Genomic DNA, 25864 nt, shown 5'->3' on the forward strand with positions numbered 1-25864 from the left:
GGAGCTGACACCCGCGCGACTAAACGAGGGTGGCGGCTGTACGCAGGTTAGTCGACCGGCTAGTGGAACCCGGCGCACCCGAAGGTGCCCTGCGCACAGCCGCCATGAAGCATGGCGACAACTTGCGCTCACTAATTCCGGGCGACTAAACCCGATCACTGATATGCAGTGAAGGGCCGAAGACTAGCCACCCATCCCAACAGGCACAAGGCCGAAAGATTGTCTCGGAAACGTCCCTCAAATTAAAGGGATTTACCCTGCTGGCCCTTTATTAATGCACCACCCAACTGAGCACCCACAGCCCGAGCATCAACCAGATAATCCCCATGATGATCGAAGCCCGCATAAACGCGCGCACCGCCGAGTACAGCAGCATCAGGCCGATAATCAGCATGAGGATGCTGATGATCGAGGTGTCCATCCCCAAGGATCTGGACAGCCCGTCGACAAAGTCGCCGCCCGCGTGGGACAGGGTATTGAACAGCCCGCTGAACAACTCGACGATAAAGTGGATGATCTGGCCGATCTTGAGACCCAGCCATCCGAAAAAGTCTGTTTGCATGTGTGTGTCCTGATAAGACGGTGGGCGTAGCTGCCGAACCTGAGCCTTTGTTCGTTATTGGCCCAAGCTAGTTCCCTTCTAGCATAGAGGTTTACGGGCCGCAGGGATTCACTTGCCTTCGCGCGGCTTGCGCCCGAAGCTATACACCTTCAGGAGCCCCCCATGAACCTCGATCACCTCACCGAACGCCTGCACCGCATCCGCGATACCAACGACTGGAAGCAGTTCCACAGCCCCAAGAACCTGGCCATGGCCGCCAGCGTTGAAATGGCCGAGCTGGTGGAGATATTCCAGTGGTTGAGCGAAGACCAGTCGCGCCAGTTGCCCGCCGACAAACTCGCCCATGCCGGCCAGGAAGTCGGTGACATCGTGCTGTACCTGCTGCTGTTGTGCAGTGAATTGGGGTTGGACATGGATCAGGTGGTAAAGGCCAAGCTGGCCGACAGCGAACGGCGATTTGCCAAATGAGCGACCGTCATTTCGACCAGTTGGCCACCCGCTTTGCCGAGAAGATCTACGGCGGTGCCAAGGGCGCGATTCGCCTGGCGGTGCTGCAGGCCGACCTGATTGAAGCGCTGCCGGACCGCCCGTTGCGGGTACTGGATATCGGCGCGGGGCTGGGCCATATGTCGCTGTGGCTGGCCGAGCGCGGCCACGATGTAACCCTGGCCGAACCCGCCGAGCCGATGCTCGAAGGCGCCCGCCAGCGTTTCGCCGAAGCCGGGCAGACCGCCACCTTCATTCAGGCACCCTGGCAGGACCTGCTGGGCCAGCTTACCGAACCCTATGACCTGGTGCTGTGCCACGCCGTGCTGGAATGGCTGGCCGAACCCCATGCGATCCTGCCGGTGCTGCACCAGTTGACCGCGCCCGGTGGCTGGCTGTCGCTGGCTTTCTATAACCGCGACGCCTTGATTTACCGCAACCTGCTCAAAGGCCACTTCCGCAAAATGCGCAAGAACGACATGGCCGGCGAAAAGCAGAGCCTTACGCCGCAGCAACCCCTGGACCCACGGGAGTTGGCGACGCAACTAGAGGGCCTGTGGCAGGTCGAAACCCAAAGTGGCGTGCGGGTGTTCCACGACTATATGCCGGTGGAATTCCAGGCCCGCGCCGAGTTGCAGGATTTGTTGGAGATGGAGCTCGCACACCGTCGTCACCCAAGCTTTGCCGGACTTGGGCGTTATTTGCACTGGATCTGCCGTCCGGTTTAAGCGGCCCAGTCTGCGGAGGTCGAAATGAAGCGCTGTCTTGGACTGATCCTGCTGGGCCTGGGCCTGGCGGGTTGCCAAAGCCCCAACCCGTATGTGGCGGCGTCTGCCCCGATGCCGCCGGCGCCTGCCCAGGCGGCCAACACCTTTGATGCCAGCGCCTACCCGGCGCCGGTGCGCGACTACGGCGCCTACCGCAGTTGGGCCTGGCTCAACAACCAGCTGCCGGCGGGCTCGGCCTGGGCGGATTCGGCGCAGATTGCCGAGGCGGTCAGCGGCGCCCTCGACCAGCGCGGCCTGCGCCCCTTGCATGACAACCGCGCCCCCGACCTGCTGGTAAGCGCCGACGTGCGCCTGGAAAAACGCCTGCGCCAGGTCCAGGACGACTATGGCTACGGTTACGGCGGCTATAACCGATACGGCAACGGCTACGGCATGTACAACACGGTGCCGGTGGTACGCACTTATGAAGTGACGGTGGCCGTGGCGCGCATCAGCCTGTTCGACGCGCGCACCCGCCAGCCGGTATGGAGCACCAGCGCCGAAACCACGAGCCAGGGCAGCCTCAGCGAGCGCGCCGACTCGCTGCGTGAGGCGATGCAAAAGGCAATGACTGCCTACCCACCCAGTTAGCAGCTATTCTCATCTCAGGCCCGGATTGTCTTTTGGAGAAAAACCATGCTTCGTCGTATTGCTGCACTTGCTGTTGTTGTGTTGCTGGGCGGTTGCCAGACCAGCCAGGTCAACCATGATTTCGACGCCAGCCGGGACTTTGGCGCCTACCGCAGCTGGAGCTGGAAAGAACCCGCGCTGCAATACCGCCCGGATGACCCGCGGATCAAGAGTGACCTCACCGAACAGCGCATCCGCCAGGCCGTGGGCGAGCAGCTCGACCAGCGTGGCCTGCGTCCTGCCGCGCCGGGCACCAAGGCTGACCTGAATGTACAGACCTACCTGATCGTCGAAGACCGCCAGCAACAAGTCACCACCAATTACGGCGGCGCCTGGGGCGGCCCGTGGAATGGTTACTGGGGCGCGCCGATGTATAACGAAACCCGCAACATCACCTACAAGGTCGCGACCATCCAGATTGACTTGCTCGACGGCAAGGATGGCAAGCTGGTGTGGCGTGGCAGCGATGAGCAGATCCTCGCCAGCTCGCCTGAACCCCAAGACCGCAGTGCCGCTATTCGTGCCACGGTGACCAAGGTGCTTTCCAACTACCCGCCGCATTGATCGCCTGATCAGCCCTCCGCCAGTCGTCGATCTATGGCGACTGGCCTGCAGCCCCCGCCGCTCTTGACTACACTCCCAAGCAACACAGGAGAGTAAGCGCTCGGCAGTGTGCCGGCAAAGGAGTGCTCGATGTCTCTTCGACTTCGTTCCGGTCACCACGCCGGGCCTGCAAGGCAGCGCGGTGCGGTTGGCTTGGTGGCGGTCTTGACCCTGGGCATGGTGCTGGTATTCATGTTGCTGGTGGTTGATAGCAGCCGTTTGTACCTGGAAAAACGCCAGTTGCAGGGGATTGCCGATATGGCGGCACTGGAGGCAGTGCAGCGTAAGGGGGATTGCCTGCCCGCCACCAATACCGCGCCCACCTATGCCGGTGCCAGCGCGGTGCGCAACGGTTATGTCATCCCGCCGGCAAACGCCCTGATAGTGAAATGCGGCGTGCTGACCACCGGCGCCACCAACCAGCGGGTGTTCTCCGCAGACGCGACCAAGACCGATGCCATCCAGGTGACTGCCTCGCGCCCGATCATGACCAGCGTTGCCGGGGGGGTCTGGGCGTTGTTCAGTGGTAGCGGCTACAACTTCAACACCCAGTTGTCTGCCGTCGCGGTGGCGGCGCCGAAGATCCTGCCGCCTCAGGCGCAACTGACGATCAAATCGACCCTGGTCACCGTGGACTCGAGCAAATCAGCAGCACTGAACCTGTTGTTCGGCCAACTCTTGGGCGGCTCACTGAACCTGAGCGTGGCAGGCTGGCAGGGCCTGGTAGACACCAACATCAACTTGCTCAGCTACCTCAACCAGTTGGCGTTGAACGTGGGCGTCACGGCCGGAGCCTACGATCAACTGCTGACCAAGACGGTCAAGATCAGTCAACTGGTCGACGCAGCCATTACGGTGCTCAGTGCCGGAGGCAATACAGCCAGCGTGGCGGTCAGCGGTCTTACCAGTATCAACGCGATAATCGGCAACCTTGATGTCACCCTGGGCAGCCTGCTGCAGCTGCAAACGGGGGCGGTGTCGGCGGGGCTGAATACCAGCCTGAATGTGTTCCAGCTGGCCGAAGCCTTTGTGCAATTGGCCAATACCAAGAACGGGGTGGTGGCGACCATCCCGGTGAATATTCCGGGCCTGGTGAATGCAGGTGTTCAGGTCAAGGTGATTCAGCCACCGCAGTTGTCCGCTATTGGCGATCCGCGGTTTGCCGTGGATAAAACTTCAGCAACCCGCATTTACGTAAAAACGGCTCAGATCAGCGTCGGCCTGACGTTAGGGTTGCCACCGCTGGATTCTCCCGCGGTGCAGGCCGCCCTGAACGGCTTGGTCGGGCCGCTTTCGGACGTTTTGAACAACTTGTTGAGCTTGAACCTGGGAGGAACCATCAGCTCGGTGCTGTGTGTACTGGGTGGTTATTGCCAGATGACGAATTTGCAGGTGCTGTCGTCATCCTCAAACCCGCCGGCCGCCAGGATAGATGTGGTCCTTCAACTGGGCACGGCTGAAAGCTATGTCACCGGGTTTACCTGCGTCAGCGACGCTACCAAGACCCTGACCACCCAGACCAATGCCTCGATCGTTACCGTGCAAATTGGCCAGAGCCCGCAACTGATCAACGCGTTTAACAGCAACACCACCCTTAATCCGATTCCTCCAGTGCCGGTGGTGGATATCGGATCCATTACCTGTTTCAAACCCTTGCTGGGCCTGGGGCCTACCACTTGTGATCCGTCCACCCGCAAAGCGTTTTACGGGGGCGGCCTGGGCTTGAGCGTCAACAGTCCGGTGGGCGCTGCGACAAGTGCCTTGCCCCCCCACACGTACCTCCAACCGCCGGAAATCAACCTGCCGCCGCAGTACTACGCCTCATCGACAGCCAGCCTTCTCAGCGCGATCAGTAACGCGTTGAGCGGTATCCAGTTCCAGGTCTACAAGCCAACGGGGTTCAATCTGCTGGGAGGGTTATTGACGACGGCGGGCACAGTGCTAAACGGGCTCAACAGCACTTTGGGCACCGTGATTGGCGGAGTGCTCAGCCCTATTCTGGACCCGGTGGTGAACAGCCTGTTGTCGAACCTTGGGGTTAACCTGAACGCGGTGGAAGTGGGCGCCAACCTCAGTTGCCGGCCGCATGGGCAAGCGGCCCTGGTGAATTAGGCTTCAACCACCGGCAGCTCCACACAGAACTTCGCCCCATGCTCGCTGTTGGCGACGCTCAACCGGCCGCCCATGTTCTCGACAATGCCGTAGCTCACTGACAACCCGAGGCCGGTGCCCACGCCAATCGGCTTGGTGGTGAAGAACGGCTCGAAAATCCGCTCCAGCAGCCGCGGGTCAATCCCGCCGCCGTTGTCCTCGACCCAGATGCGTACGTGGCGGCTGTCCTGCTCGATCTGCACCGAGATCCACGGTTGCAGGTCGCGGTCGTGTTCGCGTTTGCTCAGCAGGGCATCGCGGGCGTTGACCATCAGGTTGATCAGCACCTGCTCCAGCTGGTCGACATAGCCTTTGACCTGCACCGCAATGTCCGTCTGCGTCACCCGCAGTTCTATGCCTTTGCCACGCAGGCCTTCCGTGAGCAGCGACAAGGTGCCTTCCACCGCCTGCGCCGGGTTGAAGGGCTGTTGTTCGACTTCAGAGCGGCGGCCGAACACGCGCATATGGTCCACCACGCGGGCGGCTCGCTGGACCTGGGAATCGATGCGTTGGAGTTTTTCCGTCAGGTAGTCGATCTGTGCATCACCGTTGCTCAAGCGCTTGAGCACGTTGACGATGGCCATGCGCATCACATTCAACGGCTGGTTGATCTCGTGGGCCAGGCCGGTGGCCATTTCGCCGAGGGTGGCCATTTTGGCGCTTTGGGTCAGTTGCTGCTGGGAGCGGCGCACTTCAGTGTTGTCGCGGCCCACGGCCTGCACTTCCTGCAACTGGCCCTGTTCGTCGAACACGCCCCGGTCCGACCACACCCACCAGGCATGTGTGCGCCCCGGCAGTTGCAGGCTGATTTCGGCGGTGCTCACCGGGAATTCCGGGGTGAGCTGGCGGATGCGCAGTACAAACGCCTCGTGTTGTTCGTCCGACAACCATTGGCGGAGGTTCATGCCCGGCAGCTGTCCAGGCAGGCATTCCATGTAGTTGGCCAGGGGCGTGTTGCCGAAGGTCAGGGTCAGGTCCGGAAGGTAGCGGCAGATCATGGCCGGGGAGTCTTCCACGAGGATTCGATAGCGCTCCTCGCTTTCCTTGACCCGTTGCGCCGCCAGGGTCGTCTCGGTGACATCCAGCCACAGGCCCACGGCTTCCACGGGCAACCCGAGGTCGTCGCGCAGCAGCCGGGCTTCATCCAGCAGCCAGTGGTAATTGCCCTGTGTGTCGAGCACCCGGTAGCGACTGCGCACGCTGCCTTCGCGCAGCAGTTGGCGGGTACGGTCGAAGTAGAGGTCGCGGTCTTCGGGGTGGATCCACTGGTTCAGCGTCGCCGGGGTGAAATCGGCCAGGGTGCGGCCAAGCAGCGGCAGCAAACTGTCGCTGAAGAACACCGGTTGCAGCGTGCCCTCGACGTAGCGCTGCACATAGATCACAGCCGGGGAACTGGCGATCAGGTTATCCAGGCGTGCGTGGGCGGCGGCGGCCTGTTGCTCCTGGTTTTTTATGTCGCTGATGTCGAGCATGAAGCCCACCAGGCGGCGATGCTCACCCGAGCCCAACGCTTGCCCCTGCACGCGATACCAGATGGGGTTAAGCGCCGCGTCGGCACGTTGCAGGCGCACACTGGTGGACAGCGGTTTGCCCAGGGTCTTCAGGTCTTGCAGGCGGCTGGCGAGTTCTTCCCGGTCGGCAGGGTGAATCAGCTTGAGCCACATGGGTAGCGACAGCTGTGTGATCGCCTCGCCTTGGCTCAGGGTGTGCAGCAGCGGTGGGGCGAGTTCGAGGTCTTCAGTGTGTGGGGACAGCTCCCACCAGCCGGTGCCGAGCAATCCTTGCAGCGCGTCGAGGCGTTCCAGTTGCTGTTGATGGCGCAGTTCGCGCAGGCGGCCGAGCAGCGGTGCCGCGAGGGCGGCGGTCAGTTGCAACCAGTCACGGTCGCTGGTGTGTTCCTGGCGGTGATACACCCCGCACAGCAGCCATGCGCCCACGCCCAGTCCGTCGCGGTAGGGCACCAGAAAACCATCGGTATTGCCAAACAGGCCTTGCAGGCGTGGGTGTTCGCTGTGGCCACGGTTTACCTCCAGGCTCACTGGCGCCGTGCCGCCCAGGCTGTCGAGGCTGGAGCCCAGGGCTTGGCCGTTGCTCCAGAGTACCGGCGCATCGTGGGCGGTGTAACAGCCCTCGATGCACCACGCCTGGCCCTGCTCATCCAGCAAGGCGATGGCGACGCAGGGGATGTGCCAGTGCTGGGAAATAGCCTGCAGAGTGTCTTGCAGTACTTCGGGCAGGCGCACCAGGCTGCAGACCCGCAGTTGCTCGCTGATCTGGTCGCTCACCCGTTGATTGTGTTCGCGCACCTGGGTGAGTTGGCTATGGGCAATCAGGTCGCCAATGTCCAGCAATTGCAGGAGCCAGCCCTTGCCTTCGGGTTGAACCCAGCCACGGGTATGCAGGGTTTGCCCGGCGAGCCCCTTGAGCTCCAGGTCCAGGCTTTGCCCCTGCCAGTCGCTGGGCGTGCCCTCGATCACCAGGCGGCTCGCCGCAGTGAGGTAGTCGAGCAGCGAGGGTGCCTGTTGCTGTTGCGCAGCGGGGTGTTCGAGTCGATGGCGAAGCGGGCCATGGACATCCATTACGCGGCCCTGGGCGTCCAGGTAGAACAACAACGCGGCGGTTGCCGGGATCGCTGCCGGTGCGTCAGCAGGCAGCTGGTTGCCGCGTCCGAGCAGGCGGCCGAAGAGTTTATCGCCTGAGGTCAAAACTGCATGCTCGACTGGGCGGACAGCATGGGAGGCAGGGCGGGGACGGTACCGATGCCTGGCAGTACCAGGAACGGCAGCACACTTTGGAGGCTGGACGTCGGGTAATTGATGTACACCGTCAACACGCCTGACGAGTTGTAGACGGCCGTCACGTACCCGGGAAGGAATTTGAACTGGGAGGGGATCCACGCCAGTTGTGCCTGCGCCGCACTGACGGCCTGCAGCGGCAGTGCCGTGACGTAGCCAGGCGTGGCGGGGTCCAGCGCGACGCTACGTCTTACGCCTTCGGCGGCGGCCTGGGTAAAGGACTGCATCAGCAATAACGGCAAGCTGTAGCTGACCAGGCCATAAAAAATGGCAAAAAAAATCATGAAGACCATCGCGAACTCCAGCGCGGCGGCACCTTTTTGCTTTTTAGCGAGGCCTTTTTTCATGACTCGTCTACCCTGACTACTACTACCTGATATCAGCATAGAATCATTCAGCAAAAAGGGATTTTTTTTACGTGATTCAAAGCCTCGTCCTGGTCGTTTGGCTCGCGCTGTGCGCTGTGCAAGATATCCGTCTACGTCAGGTCTCCAACCGTTTGACCCTCGGCGCAGCCTTGCTGGCGTTGGGTTACCTGTTCTGGAGCGGTACGACCTGGCTCGGTGCACCGGCTGTCGAGGGCGGCGTGGCCTTTGTCCTGGCGTTGTTGTTCACCCTGCCGGGGTACGCGCTGGGCCGCCTGGGCGCCGGTGACGTGAAGCTGATCGCGGCATTGGGGCTGGCAACCGACTACCTCTACGTACTGGGCACTTTTATCGGCGCCGGCCTCGCGAGCGCAGCCTGGCTGTTGCTGGCGCCCAGGGTGTGGCCGCTGATGAATCAAGGGCTTAGGAATACCTTGCAGTACCTTGATCCGGCACATTCGGCCAGGCAGCCGTTCGTGCCGTTTTTACTGATCGGTTTTTGCCTGTCCTGGTTTTGGATCCCATTAGTCGCCACGTAGGGTATCGCTATGTACATAGTAGGAAAGTACGTCTACGTTTATGGGTAGGTTGTATAGGAAAAATGGTCGGAATGGATACATCGGTCCTTTTGCTTGCCAGGCATGGAGTAGCGCGTGAACAAGCTTACCTCTCAAGTGAAAGTGCTCGTGGTGGACGATCAGCCTTTGATCGTGGAAGAGCTTTGCGAATTTCTTGAAAGCAACGGTTACCGTTGCGTCCCTTGCGCATCCAGCCAGGAAGCCATCGAGCGTTTTCGCGACGATGCCGAGATCGGCCTGGTGCTGTGCGATCTGCATATGCCCGAGATGGATGGCATCGAACTGGTCCAGGCCCTGCAACACCTGGCCGGCAAGCAACGGGCCTTTGAGGCCATCATGCTGACCGGGCGTGCAGACAAGCAGGACGTGATCAAGGCCTTGCGCGCCGGGATTGCCGATTACTACCAGAAGCCGATCAATTTGGGCGAGCTGCTCGAAGGGTTGCAACGCCAGGTGGTCGCGCTGCAGGACCGGCAGAAAGATCTCGACCTGGGGCACCTGAACCAGAAGCTGCAGTTTCTCTCGGCGTCCATCGATGACCTTTATCATGACCTCGACAAGGTGCGCAGCAGTCCGCAATCCGGCCTGTCGACTGAAGCCGAGGGTGAAGTCAGCGACACTGACCGGGTTGAAATACCGGCGATCTTCAATCAGTTGTCGCCCCGCCAACTGGATGTTGCAAGGCTGGTAGGCAAGGGCCAGACCAACTACCAGATTGCCTGTGAACTGGGCATCACTGAAAACACCGTGAAACTCTACGTGTCCCAAGTGCTGCGCCTGACCCATATGCACAACCGAACCCAGTTGGCGCTGGCGTTATCGCCGAACAATTCTGCGGCGCGCCAGCGCGTCACTGCGCATTAGTTGCTGCCGCTTGGGGTGTTGCCGCCCAGTTTCTGGTCGTAGTACTCAGGAATAGTGTGTTTGTAACTGTCCAGCAGGCGTTGCATGGCCAGGTCGCGTTCAGCGGGCGTGGTCTTTTGCGGGGTGGAAGACGCCCGTTCGCCACTGACCTGCAGTTGCAGCCAGCCTTCGGTCTGTTTTTGCTGTGGCGAAGAAGGCCCCGGCTCAATAGCCAGCACCGTCAGCGGCAGGCTGGCGAACAGCAGCGTGGCGAGCAGTGTGAGTTTCATCGTGTGTACTCCCTTCAGAGACCTATTTGACCGGCGCTTGCAGCACGTCGCCTACGGTTGCGACCTGATCTTTTGGCGCTGTCGCCGTTGAGACGGGCGCCTTGAGTTGCTGCGCCCGGGCCTGGGCTTGCGTCACTTGTTCCGGGCTCAGGCCCATGCGGCTCGCCACTTGTGCGGCTTGTTCCCAGTTGTCCTGGTAAATCATCAGCGTCACGAGGTTGAGCGCGGCCAGTTGGTCGCTCTGCTTGAGTTCCATCGCCGTGAGGAATTCGAAGCGCGCGTCTTCCAGGCGCCGTTGATTGAGGTACACCACGCCCAGGTCGTTGCGGATTTTCTCGTCGGTGGGCGACATCCTGGCCGCGCGTTGCAAGTGCGCCATGGCCTGGCCGTTGTCTCCCCTGGCCGCTGCCAGCTGGCCGAGCCCGTGCTCGCCTTCGGCAGCCATGCAGGTGCCGAGCAGGCTGCGGTACAACGGTTCGGCTTCGCTGCGGCCCAGCAGGCGGTACACCTTGGCCTGGCGCTGGCGCACCTGGGGCAGGTTGTCCGGCAGGTTTTGCAGGTTGGCCAGGCTGGCGTGCAGCTTGCCCTCGTTGGCCATGTCGTCGGCCAGGTTCAGCGATAACTCCTGATTGGAGTTGGGCTTGGCACAACTGCCCTGCGCGCTGAAACCCGCCCACGGCAGTTGCCCGTTACTGGCGCAACCACTTAACAACAACAGGCTGCAGGCGACCATCAATGTCTTCATTGCATGTCCTCTCAAGGCACGAAGGCTTTGGCGATGGCGATAAAGCCAGGGCCGGCCAATACGATCAGTAATGCGGGAAACAGGAACAGCATCATCACCACGGACATTTTGGCGGACATCTTGGAAATGTATTCCTGCAGGCGGGTCAGGCGCCGGTCATCCAGCAACTGCTTGAGCGATTGCAGCGACTTCATCGCCCCGCCGCCCTGATGCAGAAGCTGCTGGAGGATCAGGCACGTGTCGCTGAGTTCATCGACGTCCAGCATCTGGCTGGCCTTGTTCAATTCCTCCCCCAACTCCAGCCCGGAATCGACGCGTGCCAGCACCAGGCGCAGTTCGGCGGTCAGTACCGGCAGCAACTTTTGCGCGTCGTAGGCCATGACCCGCAGCGCCTGCTCCACGGCCATGCCTGACTCAAACAGAATGCGCACCAGGGGGATGAAGGTCGCTACTTCTCGGGAGATTTTCCCCTGGCGCCTTTTGGCGAGTGCCACCAGTATTCGCTTGGGCAGCAAGTAGCCAATGATCAGGCCCAGCAGGGAGATCACCCACCCATGCTCGGTGCCGGGAAAGAACAGCTCCAGTGTCATCGCGGTCAGGCCCAGCAAAACTATCGGTGAACCGATCTGGCAAGCGGCGAACATCGAGCGTTGGCTGGCTTTTCTCCAGCCCATGCGGTTGAGCAGGATTTGGGTTTCGTTATCGAGGCTGATGGTGCGCTGGCCGATCCGGGTGCTGCCCAACTGGTGCAACCACTCACTCATTTTGTCATTACGGCCTGGCTCGCCCTGCAGCCGCTGGGCGACCACGCGTTGTTGACGACGACTGCTCAGGATATTCGCCAGCAGCAGTGATAACGCGGCAAGAAACAATACGGCACTGATCAGTATCGCCATCTCAGATACTCCGCAACATGCGCCACAGCGCCACGCATCCGATGACTTGCAAGGCGAACGCACCGAGCATCAGGCGTTGGCCGCTGTGGTCATCCCACATGGCCATCAGGTACGTCGGATTAACGAGCAGGAAGTAGCCCGCGACACTCACCGGCAGTACCGCCAGCACCAGCGCGGTCACCCGGGTTTCACCGGTCATGGCGCGTAATTGCCGTGCGCCCTGGTCGCGCTCGCGGATCATCTTGATCAGGTTTTCCAGCAGCTCACTGGCGTTGCCGCCGTAGCGGTGGTTGACCTTGAGGCCCAGGGCAAACAGGCGCAATTCATCCTGTTCATAAAACTCGGCATAGTCATGAGCGGCCTCCGGCAGGCTGACACCCAATTGCACATTGCGCTTGATACGGCCCATGGACTTTTTCAACGGGTCGTCACTGGCATCGATTCCGCTCAGGATGGCGTCCGCCAGGGTGCGTCCGGATTTCAGGCTGCGTACGGCGTGATCGAGCAATTGCGGGAGTTGTTCGATCATCCGGCGCAGCCGCCGCTGGTAGCGTACGGCGATGTACAGGCGCAGTGCCAAGGGCGGTGCCGCCACCATTACAAACAAGCCTATCCACTGGCCCACGAGCCCCCCCAGCAGGGCGCCAAAGGCCCACAGGGTCAGCCACAGGCCGAGGCGCTCGGTTGGCCGGCCGAGGCCTGCACGGATAAACGTGCGTTCCAGGCTGGTGGTCACCGCGTTGTCTTTCCTGGCCTGGGGTTGCCCTTCGGCCAGGCGTTCCAATACCCGGTCGGTCTGGGCCTTGCGCAAACCGTTGCGCATCAGGCCTATCCCCAGCACCAGAAGGGCTACGGCGAGCAGGGCGAGCAGAATCGGACCGATCATCGGGTTGCCTCCTACACCGGCAGGTGACCTTCGTGACGCAACTTGTCACCGGCCGGGTTGACCGCTTCGCGCAGGAAGCCAAAGCCGGTGCGCTTGTCGTGGCGAAACAGGGTGTTGGTGACGTACACGTCTTCGCGGATGCCCACCACTTCCACCACTTCGCTGACACAGCGGCGGCCATCGGGCAGGCGCGTCAGCTGGATCACCACATCCAGCGCCGCGCAGATCATTTGCCGCAGGGTTTTTTCCGCGACGACCCGGCCGGTCAGGCCCACCAGGGTTTCCAGGCGCAGCAAGGCGTCCTGGGCGTTGTTGGCGTGCACGGTACTCATCGAGCCGTCGTGACCGGTGTTCATGGCGGTCAACACATCGATGACTTCCACGCCCCGGATCTCGCCGAGGATGATCCGGTCGGGGCGCATCCGCAGGGCGTTGCGGATCAAGTCACTGGCCTTCACTTCCCCATGCCCCTCGGCATTGGGTGGGCGGGTTTCCAGGCGCACAACGTGGGGATGGCCCAGTTGCAACTCGGCCACATCTTCGATGGTGACCAGGCGCTCGCGGGGGTTGATCAACTGGCTGAGAATGTTCAGCAGTGTGGTTTTACCGGTGCCGGTACCGCCGCTGATCAGGATGTTGCAGCGCTTGCCGACGGCTTCCTTGAAAAAGTCGAAAATGGCCTGGTCGATGGTTTGCATGGCCACCAGGTCGCTGCTTTTAAGCATGTCCTTGCGAAACTTTCGAATCGACAGGCACGGCCCGTCCAGGGCAATCGGCGGAATGATCGCATTGACCCGACTGCCATCGGGCAGGCGCGCATCGACCATCGGCGACGACTCATCCAGCCGGCGTCCCAGGGGCGCGAGGATGCGCTGCATGACCCGCTCGACATGGTGGTCGTCAATGAAGCGCAAGTCACTTTGTTGCAGCAGGCCATCGCGCTCGACGAATACCCGGTGCGGGCCGTTGACCAGGATCTCGGTGACGGTCGGGTCGCGCAGCAGCACTTCCAGCGGGCCGAAACCGGTCAGCTCATCGACGATCTCTTCGGCCAGGCGCTCCATCTCATAGCGGGAAATCGCCAGGTGCATACGTGTGATGTATTCGGCCACCTTGTCGATCACAAACTGCGCCAGGGACTGGCGTGTGCCTTCCAGCAGATTTTTTCCCGAATCCTCGATGGCATCGATGATGTAGCGATGCAGCACCAGCTTCAGGCCGTCGTGATCGGTGTTGCCGACGCTGCCGCGCGGGGCGACGCCAAACAGCTTCTCGCCGTTCATTTGGTCCCCAGAAGGCGGTTGAGCCAATTGGTGGAGGGTTTTTCCAGGCCCTCGGAGCGTTTTGCCAGGCGCTCGCCCAAGCTGCGCAACGTCTGTGTCAGGGCTTCCCGTGGGGCCAGGGCGAACAGGGTCTGGGCCTGGTTTTTGGCACTCAGGCGCACTTCCGGGCTCCAGGGCAGTACGGCGATTACCTCCAGCCCGAAGCTCTTGCCCAGTGCCTCCGAGTCCGGGGCGGCCCCCTTGAGGTAGCGGTCGACCAGCAGGCGGGCATGGTCGAGTTTCATGCCTTTTTCCCGCCACAGGTTGAGTACGGCCAGGTTGCGACGGCAGTCCGGCACGCTTTGGTCGGTGCACCACAGCAGTTTGTCGCAATGGCTGACAAAGGTGCGCAAGGCTTCGCTGTCGGGTTGGCCGGTCAGGTTCACCACGATGTGCTGGAAGTGCTGGCGCAGGGCGCTGAGCAACATGTACAGCTCGGCCGCGCTGGTTCGTTCCAGGGGCTCATCGTTGTTGTGGTAGGCGAGGATGCGCAGACCGGCTTCGGCGGTGGTGAAGGCGCTGTTGATCAGGGTTGAGTCCAGGCGCCGCAAGTGACGCAGGGCGTCGCCGAAATGAAAAGAACTCTCCAGCCCCAGCAGTGCGAGGCTGTCAGCGAGTGGCAGGCCCAGGTCGAGCAACAGCGTTTGCTGCCCGCTTTTTTGCACCACCAGCGCCAGGTGGCTGGCGATCAGCGCGCCGTCGGCATTGCCTTGGGTGCCGTAGAGCACGGTCAGCCCGCCCAAATGGGCGTTCGGGGTGACCGCCGGCAAGCGTTTGCTCAGGCGCCGAACCAGGCCGGCAACCTCACTGGAGCGCGAGCCGTAGGCCACGAAATCCCGTGCGCCGGCGCGCATCGCGTTCAGTACAAGCTGGTTGTCCATGCCATCGCCCAAGGCCACGATGGCAAGCATCGGCTTGGCTTCCAGGGCACCTTCGATCAGGGCGCACTGGGTGGTGACGTGTTCCCGGTCCAGGCCGATGAACACCAGGTTGGCGAACGTCACGTCTACCAGTGCCAACAGTTCGTCGAGGCTGCCGGCACCGGCGCTGACCACTTGCCCCAGGGGCGCGAGTGCGCCCTGAAGCCATTCCAGATCCGTGGTGTTGCGGGTAATTGCCAAAAAGGTCTGGCTCAGGCTCTCACTCATTCGGACAGTCCACTGCGGCGGTCGAAATTGCCGTTTTCGAGGAAATACAGGCGGTACCAGTTAGGGTCGTAATTGCGCAGTTTTTCCCCAGGCAACGAGGGCAACTGGGCGTTGGCGGCCAGCGGCTGTACCAGGTGCGGGGTGACGATCATCAGCAGCTCTTTTTCCTGGCGGTTGATGCTGGAGTCGCGAAAGAACGCACCGAGGACCGGGATGTCACCCAGCCCCGGGAATTTGCTCACGTTGGAGCTGTTGTTGGTGCTGATCAGGCCGCTGATCACGAAGCTTTCGCCGTCGGCCAGGGAGATGCTGGTGTCGGTGCGCCGGATGGTCAGGGCCGGCACGGAGATGCCCTGGATGGTGACCGCGTTGCTGTAGTCCAGCTCACTGACCTCTGGCGCGACCTTCAGGGAAATCCGCCCATGGTCGATGACGGTCGGGGTCAGCGTCAGGCGAATACCGAACTCTTTGTATTCGATGGAGATGCTGTTGCTGCCGCTGCTGGGCACCGGGATCGGTACTTCACCACCGGCGAGGAAGGTCGCACTTTGTCCACTGAGCGCCACCAGGCTCGGCCGGGCCAGGGTGTAGGCAAAACCGCTGCTTTCCAGGGCGTTGATCATGGCCGAGACACGCCCGCCGCCAAAGCCAATGTTGAAGGTGTCGTTGTTCACCGGGAGCCCACGGAATCCTGTGGCCGCCGCGTTGGCAACATTGTTCGGGGCGCCGAACAGAAAGTTGCCGCCCCGGCCAAAGATCGAGGTGCTGGCCTCCTTGAGTTTGGTGCGGCTCACTTCCACAAAGCGGATGTCGGTTTGCACCTGGCTGGGCAGCGTCGGGTCATCGGACGGCGCCAGGGCCAGGCTGGTCAGGGCTGACGTGGCCTTGCCCTTGACGAACACCATGCTTTGGCGCGGGCTGCTGGAGCAGGCCGTCCAGACCATCAGGCTGGTGGTGCCCGAGGCGATGCCGGTGAGCAGGAACGCCTGGTTGCCGTTGACCTGCACATCGGCCACTTTCGGATCGCCAATGGCCAGCCGCGTAATCGGCACCGGCGACTGGATAGCCTGTTGAGCGCCTTCACCCACCTCCAGCACCGCCGGCAGCTGGCCCAGGCCCGTGCAGTTGCCGGGTGCTGCCAGTGCAACGCCGACGGGCAGGCTCAGGGTGAGAAGTGCCCAGAAAATTCGCGAAAAAGACCACACGAAACGACTGCTCATTCAAGGCATCCTTAGCTCTTTCAGGGCGTTTGTTGGGTAACCTGATTGCCACGTATTACTTCGACGCCTGAACGCCTTGGCGCACCATTGCCGGCGGGACTCAGGCCGTTGACCGGCGCTGTACTGAAGGCCAGCTGGTTGAACTGGTAGAGCTCGCGCCGGGTGTTTTCCAGGTGGGTCGCGGACTCCGTTTCACCGGCCCAGTATTGGCTCAGCAGTTGTTCGTCGGCACTGCGCACAGCCAGGCGCAATACGCCGGACTGGGCTGCGAGCATCAGCCGGCTCAGGAGCTCCTCCGGTACGGCGAGGAGTACCGTGCGCGCGCTGGCGCGACTCTGCTGCGCCTTGAGTTTTTCGTCTGGGGTGGTCGGTGGCACGGAGCCGGGCGTGCCGTCGTTGGTCAGCCCCAGTTGATCGCCGACGCCCAGCAGGCGCAAGGCGGGCACCACGATTTGTGCGGACTGCTGCGGGTTGCTGGCTTCCTGGCGCAGGAAGAGCAGGACGTCCACATAGTCCCCCGGGGAGAGTTGCCCGCTGGCGCCGATCACTTCATCCACGGCGACGGCAAGCGCGCGTTCGTTAGGGCGGATCATTCGCGCCAGGGTGCCGCCGGAGTTGAAGCTCTCCTCGGTCAGCCAGGTCCCGGCCGACAGCGGCCGCCACGGGATCTTGCCCACGGCCTGGTCGAGGCTGGTGAGGCTGCCGGCGGGAACCGTGCGCAGTTTTTCCAGGGTCAGGTCGGCGGCGGTGAGCGCAACAAAAGGTGCAACGTCATGGGCCAGCACCACCACGGGTTGGCGTGTCTGGTCTTCGGCTACGGGTTGCACGACTTCAGGCGTTTGGGGCACGGGCGGTGCGACAGGGGCAGGGCGGCTGAGTACCAGGCCCCAGTAGCCTGCAATCAGTGCACCTACCAACAGCAGCCCGGCGAGGATCAAGCTAATCCGACTGTTCATGAAGGCTCTCCCTTTCCTGCTGCATCCACTGCTGTTCCCACTAATGCTTGCGTATCCGGATCGCTTCAAGCTTCTAACTATTTCGCTATTTGAAGGTAGTTCAGCTAAGACAAAACGCCATTACCGGGCGAAAAATATCTCCAGAAACCTCTGCGAAAGTGGGATTTTTGGCGTCAGCCGGCCGACTAATACTTTGTGATTAATCAGTTCTTACAGTTGTTGGTCTGGGGTTTGTTGACAATGCTCTAGTGGCACACCGAAATCATTTTTGTGATGCCGCGATACCAGCGCCGTGGGCGCAAAGGAGAAGTCATTATGTTCCTTGATCTTATTCGCATGGGTTTCATCAAAGTCCAGATTTTTTTCTATTCCAAAGAGGGCGCATCGGGTATCGAGTACGCACTGGTTGCGGCGATGGTTGCCGTGGCGCTGGCTGCCTTTATTACACCCATCAAGACGGCGGTAACCAACGTATTTACTTCGATACAAGGCGCCATTCATACCTGACCCAGGTACTCGCGCAAACACGTGCAGGTTCCGCTGAATGATCTATTGCGTATCAGGCATTTCCACATGAACTCCTCTTCGCCTCCCCGGCAACAAATCCTTTTGGTGGATGACGAAGAGGACGCCCTTATTGAACTGGCCGAGTCGCTGGAGAATGAAGGCTTTGTCTGTTTTACCGCGACCTCGGTCACCTTTGCCTTGCAGGAGCTGACCCTGCACCCCGATATCGCACTGGTGATTACCGACCTGCGCATGCCCGAGGAAAGTGGTATTTCCTTGATCAAGCGTCTGCGCGAACACACCGCTCGCCAGCACTTGCCGGTGATCGTCATGTCCGGCCACGCCGAGATGGATGATGTCAGTGACATGCTGCGTCTGCAGGTGCTGGACCTGTTCCGCAAGCCGATCTACCTGGTGCGCTTGATCGATACCCTCAACAACCTCTTCCCCATCCCCAAGATCAGATTGATGTAGGAGTGAGCTTGTGTGGGAGCGGGCTTGCTCGCGAAAAACGTCAACGATAACGCGGGCAGTCTGGTTCCCCGCGTTGGCTGGACGTTCTTCGCGAGCAAGCTCGCTCCCACAGGGTTCAGAGTTGGTAGCTGAAACTCAGCGTATACCGTGGCCGCCGATTGAAGCTGTCGAGGGCGATATCCGACATTGGCTTGGCCGCTTCCAGCGCGATGTTGTAGTACTTGTTATCCCCGAAGCGCAGGCCCACCGCTGCCGATGACATGTTGTTGCCCTTGGCCGGCAGTTCGTTGAACCAGGTCTTGGCCTTGTCGAGCACCACGTACGGCTGCAGGATTTTTACCCATTCACCGCTGCGGTTGAAGCTGTAGTTGACCTCATACGCCACGCCCCAGCCCTTGTCGCCCGAGCCCTGGTCATCCGGGTAGCCACGCCCGAAATTCTGCCCGCCGAACGTCGCGCGTTCGCTGTCGGGCAGGGTGTCGTTGCTCCAGTAGAAGGCACCCGATGCCACGCCTTGCCAGTTGTCGAAGAACTTGTCGCTCTGTACGCCCGAGACGCGCAGGCGGAAGAAGTCGATGTCGGGTTTTATACCCTCGAAGTCACTCCGGGTGCTGGCGCCCAGGCCGTCGATGCCCTGGTACAGGCCGGCGCTGAGAATGCGCAGTTGGCGCGTGTCGGATTTGCGCCAGTCACCTTCGAACGCCAGGGCGCGCAGGTTGGTTTCCAGGTCGAAACGTTGCGGGAAACCCACCAGTTGATAACGGGTGGTCTGGTCCACGGCATAGAGTCGCGTGCCCAGGGTCAATGACTCGGTAGGGGAGGCAATCAGCGGATGGCTGAGGCCGACGGAGTAGCGGTCAACCTCCTGGTGTGGCTTGAGTTCAAAACCGCCGTCCAGCTGCACGTTGCTGCGCGGGTCGGCGCGGTAGCGCTCGGCGTTGACCACCAGTTGAGTGCCCTCGGCATTCACGAACTGGCTGTAGCCCAGGCGGTAGTAGTGCTCCTTGTCCTCGCCGGGCGGGAACAGGCCGCTGACGCTCAGTTGTTCGCCCATGGATGTCTGGGAATTGCTGGTGCCGGTGATCAGGGCTTGCAGGCCGCCACGGCTGTCGTCCGTCATGCTCATGCTGCTGGTGAAGGGTTTGCGCGAGGCCTGGATCTGCATGCGCGTGCCGCCATCGGTGGTGCCCGGCGGCGGTACTTGCGCCTGCAGCGTTACACCTGGAATGCGGCCCATCAAGGTGGTGTAGCGTTCGAAGGTCTTGCGGGTCAGCGGGCGCTCGGCCAGCAGCTTGGCCGCCAGTTTGTCGACGTAGGCCGAGACCGAGCCAATGTCGCCCTGCACGTTGTAATCCTTGATGTAGCCCTCCACCAGCACCACGCGCACCAGGCCGTTTTCGAAGCGCTGGTCGGGCAGGTACGCGTAGGACAACAGATAGCCGTCCTGCTGGTAGCGGCGGGTGATGCCGCGGGTGGCTTCGATCAGTTGTGCCAGGTTGGTTTCATGGCCAATCAGCGGTTCGAAAACCTTGGCCACATCCTGGAGCGGGTAGATCGCCCCACCGTCGATTTGCAGCTTGCGGATGGTCACTTTGGTGTCCATCAACAATGGCTGGCCCTGTGTTGCCGCCGGCTCGGGCAGTTGTGTCTGTGGGGTGACCGGGCGATAGGCATCGGCGGGGAGGTTGGGTACCGGCAGGTTGCGAATGGTGTCGTTGCTGTTGAGGTAGCTGGGCAGGGTCTCGGCATGGACGCTGGCAGCAATGAGGGTGAGCAGAAACAAAGGCGTCAAGGCGCGCATAGGACACTCCATGGTCAAAACTGCTGCAGCGTTTTCGCTAGGCCCGCCGGGTTCTGGGACACGGTTCGCAAAGCCATTCATTGGCCAATAAAAAAGACGAGAGACTCGTTGGAATCTCTCGTCTCAACCAAGCGTAGGCGCTGTAGGGGAGGCCGTCTAATGGCCAGGTGCAATTCTATTTTTTGCCGGTCAGCCCACCGAGCAGACCTCCCAGGCCGCCGCCTGTGTTTGCATTTGCATTGGCAGTGCCCGTAGCGGTGGCACCGGCACCCACGTTCAAGCCACCGAGCAGACCGCCACCGTTACTGCTGGTGCCGCCGGTTACCAGGCCACCCACCGAGCCGACGGTATTGCCGACGGCATTCAGGGTACCGCCCACAGCGTTAGTCACCGGATTGGCATTCGCCGCCGTCAGGTTGGTGCCCAGGCTGCTGACTGCGCCGCCGACCTGGGTAACCAGACCATTCACCGGTGCGCCGATCCCGGTGCTGGTGCCGATGTTTTGCGTCAGGTTGGCAACACCCGAGGTCACTGGGTTGAGTGCGGTGCCGACATTGGTCGCCAGGCCTGCAACAGGAGCCGTGGCTGCAGTGTTGGCCACGCCATTGCCACCGATCAGGGTGCCGAGCGACGCGACGGTGTTACCCACTTGGCCACCGGTTACACCGGCTGCACTGACAGTGCCGTTGGTGTTGCCGGCATTCAGGCCGTTGCCGACGTTGGCGACAAGACCGCCGACGAGTTCAGGCAGGCCCGATTGAGGGGTCGTGGTGGCCGGGTTGACGTAACCGCTCGACTTATCAAGGGTGGTGCCAACACCCGTCAACACGCCACCGACGAGTGTCCCGACAGGGTTGCCTGCGCCGCCGGCGCTGGCCACCTGGCCGCCAAGGCCGGTGACAGTGGAGCCGACTTTATCCAGTACGCCGCCGACCGGGTTGCCCAGGCCTGTTTTATTGCCCAGGTTGCCGGTGGTGTTTTCCACCAGGGAGACCACCGGTACCAATACGCTTTTACCCACCGTATTGGTCACGCTGCCCAATGGCCCGGTGGTGCTGGCAGTGCTCAAGGTATCGCCGAGCATGGTGACGGCCTGGCCGACCTGATCAACCACGCCACCTGCCGCACCGCCCACGCCACCGGTCAAGCCGCCGACGACGGGAATGCCGCCGAGGGTGGTGCCCAGGGATTTGCCGGTGTTGGAAACGCCGGTGCCCAGGTCGGCAACGCCATCGGCCACACCGGCAACGGTTGTGCCCACGGAGTTGCTATTGGTACCCAGCGTGCCCAGGCCGTTGCTCAAGCCGCCGCCGATACTGTTGACGGCGGTGCCTGTCGCGGTGACCAGCCCGCCGGCAGTGGTGCCGACAATGGGAACCGTGGTCAGGGTTGTGCCCAGGTTACCTACCGTGGTGCCGACATTACCGACGACACCGCCCACAGCGCCTACTATCTGGCCGGTGACCAGGGGAGTGGTCGAGCCGGTGCCGCCGCCAGTACCACCGCCAGTGCCGCCACCGGTACCACCGCCGGTACCTCCACCAGTGCCGCCGCCGGTGCCACCACCGGTACCTCCACCAGTACCGCCGCCGGTGCCACCACCGGTGCCGCCGCCAGTACCACCGCCGGTACCTCCACCAGTGCCGCCGCCGGTGCCACCACCGGTGCCACCACCGGTACCTCCATCAGTGCCGCCGCCAGTGCCACCACCGGTACCGCCGCCGGTGCCTCCACCTGTTCCACCGCCAGTACCGCCGCCAGCATCCGGAGAGGAGGCTGCGACGCTACTGTGATGACCACCACCACCGCTGCTGCAGCCTCCGAGGCTTACTGCCAGAATCAGGGCCAGCGCGGTACTTGCTTTCCACAACACGACTTGAGTTTTCATGATTGAGTTCCTTGCACCTGGTACAGCCTTTGTTGTTTTCGAAGTTCGCTGTTTCTAGGGGCAGCGATACATTCGTCCGTTATGGCTATAACAGTCCCGGGTGCGCACTCTCGCAACGCTCAACTTGGTATTAACGATTTATATACACGAAGAGTTAGTTTACTTAACGACTAATACCAAGGGTGTAGAAGGCAGCGGTGTTTAAGTTGTAAGTTTATTAAAATCAATGAGTTGATAAGAGTAGCGAGCTATCGATAGCTCGCTATAACTTAAGATGTATATATACAATTTATCAGGCGATGGGCCGCCAGCGGCCGACCATGTGTTCAATGTCCCCGGCGCCTTTAAGTTGCAGCTCACCGCTGGAGCCGGGGGCGCTCGTGAACAACGTTACCTCACTGGGCAAACGCACCGGCTTTTTAAACTCGACATCTATCTCGAGATTGGCGGCTGGCAAATGCTCACTCAGTGCCGCCAGTGTGCGGGCCTTGTTCCACAGCCCATGGGCGATGGCCTGGGGAAAGCCGAATAACCTGGCAGTGAGGGCGCTCAAGTGAATCGGGTTGTAGTCGCCGGACACCCGGGCGTAGCGACGGCCAACATCGGCGGGGGCTTTCCAGCGGGTCAGTTCGGCGACAGCGGCAGGGGGTTGCAGCGGGTTGTCCGTTGCTGCGCCATCGAGTTTCACCCCACGACAGAGCATTCGGCTTTCGGCTTCCCACAGCAGCCCCAGTGAATCTTCGACCGTGGTCACAATATCGAATGTCGCACCCTTGGCATGGGGCTGCAAATTCTGCGCGTAAACGCCGACCGTCAAGTCACTCACACCGCCCAACGGGCGCAGGATGCGGATCCGGTTGCTCAGGTGGATCAATCCCAGCAGCGGGAAAGGAAATGCCTTGTCGGTGAGCAATTGCATCTGCAGGCCGAATGCCAGGATATGCGGATAGGTGGCCGGCAAGACCGGGCTGTCGGCAAACCCGCAGACCTTGCGATAGGCCGCGACTTCCCTGGGGTTCACACTGACCCGGCAGCGCAACCCTTGCTCGGGCAGCGTGGTGCCGGTGATCTTGCGCTTGAGTGCCGCGCGCCAATACAGCGGTGGCAGGAACGGGGTGCTGCCTAATGTGTGCCACTCCATGCTTACGCTCCCAATAGACTTTGCCCACACACCCGCAACGCTTGCCCGCTCACCGCGCCCGAGCCCGGCTGGCCGAGCCAGGCCACCGCCTCGGCGACGTCCTGGGGCAAGCCGCCCTGGCCCAGCGAACTCATGCGGCGCCCGGCCTCACGCAGGGCGAAGGGAATGTGTGCGGTCATCTGGGTTTCGATAAAACCGGGGGCCACGGCATTGATGCTGATCCCGCGCTCACCGAGCAACGGCGCCCAGGCCTGGGCCAGGCCAATCAGCCCGGCCTTGCTCGCGGCGTAGTTGGTTTGCCCGCGGTTGCCGGCGATGCCGCTGATGGATGCCAGCAGCACCACGCGACCGTTGTCGTGCAGGGTGCCGCTGTCCAGCAGCGCCTTGGTCAGCACTTGCGGCGCGTTGAGATTGACCGCCAAGACTGCGTCCCAATATTCCGGCGTCATGTTGGCCAGGGTTTTATCGCGGGTGATGCCGGCGTTGTGCACCACGATGTCGATGCCGTCCGGCAGGTGTTCGATCAGTTGGGTGGCGGCGTCTTCGGCGCAGATATCCAGGGCGATGCTGCGGGCGCCCAGGCGCGCGGCCAGGGCATCGAGGTCGGCCTTGGCTTGTGGCACGTCCAGCAGGATCACCTCGGCACCGTCGCGGGCCAGGGTTTCGGCGATCGAGGCACCGATGCCGCGGGCGGCGCCGGTCACCAGGGCCTTGTGCCCGGCGAGCGGGCGCGTCCAGTCCGCGACCTGAGTCGCGCAAGGGTTCAGGCGAATGACCTGGCCGGAGATATAGGCACTTTTCGGCGAGAGGAAGAACCGCAACGCACCCTCCAATTGATCCTCGGCCCCGTCGCCCACGTACAGCAATTGCAGGACGCCGCCGCTGCGCAGCTCTTTGGCCAGCGACCGGCTGAAGCCTTCAAGGGCCCGTTGGGCACTGGCGGCAAACGGGTCGCCGAGGCTTTCCGGGGCGCGGCCAAGGATCACCAGGTGCGCGCTGTGATCGAGATTTTTCATCAGCGGCTGAAAGAATTCCCGCACCTGTTTGAGTTGATCGGTGTGCTGCAGTTGGCTGGCGTCAAATACCACGGCCTTGAGCTTGGGCCCGTGGCCGGGAATCCAGGTGGTTGCCGTCGACGGTTCGGTGCCGTAGCTATAGATAGCGTCGGTCAGCTTGTTGGCGAACGGCAGGATTTTTGTCGCCAGCGGGCCGCCGCCGATCAGCAGCGCACCCTCCACCGGGCGCAGGCGTCCGGCCTGCCAGCGTTCCAGGCGTACCGGTGACGGCAGGCCAATGGCGGCGACCAGGCGATGGCCGAGGCTGGAGTTGGCGAAGTCGATATAACGGTCAGACATGGAACGCTCTCCGAGTGCTGGGGTTCAAACGGTGGACCATCAATAGGTGAAAGTCGTTCGATTGAGCCTAGGCTAGGCTCAGAGATTCACCCCATAACCTCAAGGGAGCTTTCCATGACTCAATTGCGCCGTGTAGCGATCATTGGCGGTAACCGCATCCCCTTCGCCCGCTCCAACGGCCCTTACGCCACGGCGAGCAACCAGGCGATGTTGACCGCCGCCCTCGAAGGCCTGATCGAACGCTACAACCTGCACGGCCTGCGTATTGGCGAGGTGGCCGCCGGGGCGGTGCTCAAGCATTCCCGCGACTTCAACCTGACCCGCGAGTGCGTGCTGGGCTCGCGCCTGTCGCCGCAAACCCCGGCCTACGATATTCAGCAGGCCTGTGGCACGGGGCTGGAAGCCGCGTTGCTGGTGGCGAACAAGATTGCGCTGGGGCAGATCGAAAGCGGGATTGCCGGCGGCGTCGACACCACGTCCGACGCGCCTATCGGGGTGAATGAGGGCCTGCGCAAAATCCTGCTGCAAGCCAATCGCAGCAAATCCATGGCGGATAAACTTAAAGTCTTGTTACAACTTCGTCCCCATCACCTCAAGCCGGAGCTGCCGCGCAACGGCGAACCGCGCACCGGGTTGTCCATGGGCCAGCATTGCGAGTTGATGGCGCAGACCTGGCAGATCCCCCGCGCCGAGCAGGATCAGTTGGCGCTGGAAAGCCATCAGAAAATGGCCGCGTCCTACGCCGAAGGCTGGCAAAACGATTTGCTCACGCCCTTTCTTGGCCTGACCCGCGACAACAACCTGCGCCCCGACCTGACCCTGGAAAAACTCGCCAGCCTCAAGCCCGCCTTCGAGCGCAGTGAAAAGGGCACCCTCACCGCCGGTAACTCGACGCCGCTGACCGATGGCGCCTCGTTGGTGCTGCTGGGCAGTGAAGCCTGGGCCAAGGAGCGCGGCTTGCCGATTCTCGCCTACCTGCGCGATGGCGAAGCGGCGGCGGTGGATTTCGTCAACGGCGCCGAAGGCCTGCTGATGGCGCCGGTGTACGCCGTGCCGCGCCTGCTGGCGAGGAATGGCCTGACCCTGCAGGACTTCGATTACTACGAGATTCACGAAGCCTTCGCTGCCCAAGTGTTGTGCACGCTGAAAGCCTGGGAAGATCCGGAATACTGCAAGACCCGCCTGGGGCTGGATGCACCGCTGGGCTCTATCGACCGCAGCCGCTTGAACGTCAAGGGCAGCTCATTGGCCGCCGGCCATCCGTTTGCTGCCACGGGCGGGCGTATCGTCGCCAACCTGGCCAAGCTGCTGGACGCAGCCGGTAAGGGCCGGGGCCTGATCTCGATCTGCGCCGCCGGGGGCCAGGGCGTCACCGCGATTATTGAGCGCTGATCTCGGCTATGATCGGGCCGCCGGTCAATTTGGCATATTGGATGCATTCTTAAGCGGTCAAAG

25 protein-coding genes are annotated in these 25864 nt (G+C 61.9%); 10 read left to right on the forward strand and 15 right to left on the reverse strand.

Annotated features, from left to right (window positions below; genetic code table 11):
* Positions 1 to 271 precede the first annotated feature (271 nt).
* Entirely contained in the window at positions 272 to 562 is a 291-nt protein-coding gene (locus AC3WKX_RS22765; protein WP_003212934.1) for a hypothetical protein, read from the reverse strand.
* A 162-nt stretch (positions 563 to 724) separates the two neighbouring features.
* Here AC3WKX_RS22765 and AC3WKX_RS22770 point away from each other — a divergent pair, with 162 nt between their 5' ends.
* From AC3WKX_RS22770 to AC3WKX_RS22790, 5 genes are all read left to right on the forward strand, one after another.
* The gene (locus tag AC3WKX_RS22770) at positions 725 to 1030 is read left to right on the forward strand and encodes a MazG-like family protein (protein WP_087693104.1); all 306 of its coding nucleotides are present in this window, start codon (positions 725 to 727) and stop codon (positions 1028 to 1030) included.
* Positions 1027 to 1776: a methyltransferase gene (locus AC3WKX_RS22775; RefSeq protein ID WP_076017967.1), complete on the forward strand. Its 750-nt coding sequence runs from the start codon at positions 1027 to 1029 to the stop codon at positions 1774 to 1776. The genes AC3WKX_RS22770 and AC3WKX_RS22775 overlap by 4 nt, the downstream gene beginning before the upstream one ends.
* 24 nt (positions 1777 to 1800) lie before the next feature.
* A complete protein-coding gene (locus tag AC3WKX_RS22780; protein WP_008439011.1) occupies positions 1801 to 2406 on the forward strand; it encodes a DUF4136 domain-containing protein in 606 nt (201 codons plus the stop codon).
* A gap of 45 nt (positions 2407 to 2451) precedes the next feature.
* Positions 2452 to 3009 carry a DUF4136 domain-containing protein gene (locus tag AC3WKX_RS22785; RefSeq protein WP_003212927.1) on the forward strand — a complete coding sequence of 186 codons (558 nt, stop codon included), beginning with the start codon at positions 2452 to 2454 and terminating at the stop codon, positions 3007 to 3009.
* A 129-nt stretch (positions 3010 to 3138) separates the two neighbouring features.
* Positions 3139 to 5160, forward strand: a complete 2022-nt coding sequence (locus AC3WKX_RS22790) for a pilus assembly protein TadG-related protein (RefSeq protein ID WP_032899854.1) — start codon at positions 3139 to 3141, stop codon at positions 5158 to 5160.
* Here the strand turns inward: AC3WKX_RS22790 and AC3WKX_RS22795 are convergent.
* Both AC3WKX_RS22795 and AC3WKX_RS22800 read right to left on the reverse strand, forming a co-directional pair.
* The gene (locus AC3WKX_RS22795; RefSeq protein WP_102605217.1) at positions 5157 to 7904 is read right to left on the reverse strand and encodes a PAS domain-containing sensor histidine kinase; all 2748 of its coding nucleotides are present in this window, start codon (positions 7902 to 7904) and stop codon (positions 5157 to 5159) included. The genes AC3WKX_RS22790 and AC3WKX_RS22795 overlap by 4 nt on opposite strands.
* Positions 7901 to 8341, reverse strand: a complete 441-nt coding sequence (locus tag AC3WKX_RS22800) for a TadE/TadG family type IV pilus assembly protein (RefSeq protein WP_003212919.1) — start codon at positions 8339 to 8341, stop codon at positions 7901 to 7903. The genes AC3WKX_RS22795 and AC3WKX_RS22800 overlap by 4 nt, the downstream gene beginning before the upstream one ends.
* A gap of 71 nt (positions 8342 to 8412) precedes the next feature.
* On the opposite strand from AC3WKX_RS22800, the gene AC3WKX_RS22805 reads away from it, so the two are divergent.
* The gene (locus AC3WKX_RS22805) at positions 8413 to 8898 is read left to right on the forward strand and encodes a prepilin peptidase (RefSeq protein ID WP_003212917.1); all 486 of its coding nucleotides are present in this window, start codon (positions 8413 to 8415) and stop codon (positions 8896 to 8898) included.
* A 114-nt stretch (positions 8899 to 9012) separates the two neighbouring features.
* Positions 9013 to 9801 carry a response regulator transcription factor gene (locus tag AC3WKX_RS22810; protein ID WP_102605218.1) on the forward strand — a complete coding sequence of 263 codons (789 nt, stop codon included), beginning with the start codon at positions 9013 to 9015 and terminating at the stop codon, positions 9799 to 9801.
* On the opposite strand, the gene AC3WKX_RS22815 is transcribed toward AC3WKX_RS22810, so the two are convergent.
* Genes AC3WKX_RS22815 through cpaB form a run of 8 tightly spaced genes read right to left on the reverse strand, consistent with a single transcriptional unit; the run spans position 9798 to position 17243 of the window.
* On the reverse strand, positions 9798 to 10070 hold the full coding sequence (locus tag AC3WKX_RS22815; protein WP_102605219.1) for a DUF3613 domain-containing protein: 273 nt from the start codon (positions 10068 to 10070) through the stop codon (positions 9798 to 9800). The genes AC3WKX_RS22810 and AC3WKX_RS22815 overlap by 4 nt on opposite strands.
* 22 nt (positions 10071 to 10092) lie before the next feature.
* Positions 10093 to 10815 carry a tetratricopeptide repeat protein gene (locus AC3WKX_RS22820; protein ID WP_102605220.1) on the reverse strand — a complete coding sequence of 241 codons (723 nt, stop codon included), beginning with the start codon at positions 10813 to 10815 and terminating at the stop codon, positions 10093 to 10095.
* A gap of 11 nt (positions 10816 to 10826) precedes the next feature.
* Complete coding sequence (locus AC3WKX_RS22825; RefSeq protein ID WP_102605221.1) at positions 10827 to 11711, reverse strand: type II secretion system F family protein; 885 nt, start codon at positions 11709 to 11711, stop codon at positions 10827 to 10829.
* 1 nt (position 11712) lies between these two features.
* Entirely contained in the window at positions 11713 to 12597 is an 885-nt protein-coding gene (locus AC3WKX_RS22830; protein WP_102605222.1) for a type II secretion system F family protein, read from the reverse strand.
* Between the two features lie 11 nt (positions 12598 to 12608).
* Positions 12609 to 13880, reverse strand: a complete 1272-nt coding sequence (locus AC3WKX_RS22835) for a TadA family conjugal transfer-associated ATPase (protein WP_003212907.1) — start codon at positions 13878 to 13880, stop codon at positions 12609 to 12611.
* Positions 13877 to 15067, reverse strand: a complete 1191-nt coding sequence (locus AC3WKX_RS22840; protein WP_003212905.1) for a CpaE/TadZ family protein — start codon at positions 15065 to 15067, stop codon at positions 13877 to 13879. Before AC3WKX_RS22840 ends, AC3WKX_RS22835 begins: the two co-directional genes overlap by 4 nt.
* Positions 15064 to 16287: a type II and III secretion system protein family protein gene (locus AC3WKX_RS22845; RefSeq protein WP_003212903.1), complete on the reverse strand. Its 1224-nt coding sequence runs from the start codon at positions 16285 to 16287 to the stop codon at positions 15064 to 15066. The genes AC3WKX_RS22840 and AC3WKX_RS22845 overlap by 4 nt, the downstream gene beginning before the upstream one ends.
* A gap of 20 nt (positions 16288 to 16307) precedes the next feature.
* On the reverse strand, positions 16308 to 17243 hold the full coding sequence (gene cpaB / locus AC3WKX_RS22850) for a Flp pilus assembly protein CpaB (RefSeq protein ID WP_102605223.1): 936 nt from the start codon (positions 17241 to 17243) through the stop codon (positions 16308 to 16310).
* 315 nt (positions 17244 to 17558) lie between these two features.
* Here cpaB and AC3WKX_RS22855 point away from each other — a divergent pair, with 315 nt between their 5' ends.
* Entirely contained in the window at positions 17559 to 17750 is a 192-nt protein-coding gene (locus AC3WKX_RS22855; RefSeq protein WP_102605224.1) for a Flp family type IVb pilin, read from the forward strand.
* 66 nt (positions 17751 to 17816) lie between these two features.
* The gene (locus tag AC3WKX_RS22860) at positions 17817 to 18224 is read left to right on the forward strand and encodes a response regulator (RefSeq protein WP_102605225.1); all 408 of its coding nucleotides are present in this window, start codon (positions 17817 to 17819) and stop codon (positions 18222 to 18224) included.
* Positions 18225 to 18339: 115 nt separating this feature from the next.
* On the opposite strand, the gene AC3WKX_RS22865 is transcribed toward AC3WKX_RS22860, so the two are convergent.
* The 4 genes from AC3WKX_RS22865 to AC3WKX_RS22880 all read right to left on the reverse strand — a co-directional run bounded on the left by AC3WKX_RS22865 (position 18340) and on the right by AC3WKX_RS22880 (position 24409).
* On the reverse strand, positions 18340 to 20025 hold the full coding sequence (locus AC3WKX_RS22865) for a ShlB/FhaC/HecB family hemolysin secretion/activation protein (protein WP_102605226.1): 1686 nt from the start codon (positions 20023 to 20025) through the stop codon (positions 18340 to 18342).
* A 175-nt stretch (positions 20026 to 20200) separates the two neighbouring features.
* The gene (locus AC3WKX_RS22870; protein ID WP_256579804.1) at positions 20201 to 21913 is read right to left on the reverse strand and encodes a collagen-like triple helix repeat-containing protein; all 1713 of its coding nucleotides are present in this window, start codon (positions 21911 to 21913) and stop codon (positions 20201 to 20203) included.
* Positions 21914 to 22205: 292 nt separating this feature from the next.
* Complete coding sequence (locus AC3WKX_RS22875; RefSeq protein ID WP_102605227.1) at positions 22206 to 23054, reverse strand: MaoC family dehydratase; 849 nt, start codon at positions 23052 to 23054, stop codon at positions 22206 to 22208.
* A 2-nt stretch (positions 23055 to 23056) separates the two neighbouring features.
* Complete coding sequence (locus tag AC3WKX_RS22880) at positions 23057 to 24409, reverse strand: 3-oxoacyl-ACP reductase (protein ID WP_102605228.1); 1353 nt, start codon at positions 24407 to 24409, stop codon at positions 23057 to 23059.
* Between the two features lie 114 nt (positions 24410 to 24523).
* Between AC3WKX_RS22880 and AC3WKX_RS22885 the strand changes: the two genes are divergently transcribed.
* Positions 24524 to 25801, forward strand: coding sequence for an acetyl-CoA C-acetyltransferase (locus AC3WKX_RS22885; protein ID WP_087693751.1), 1278 nt, complete (start codon positions 24524 to 24526; stop codon positions 25799 to 25801).
* Positions 25802 to 25864 lie beyond the last annotated feature (63 nt).

The organism is Pseudomonas sp. GP01-A4 (genome assembly GCF_058780865.1).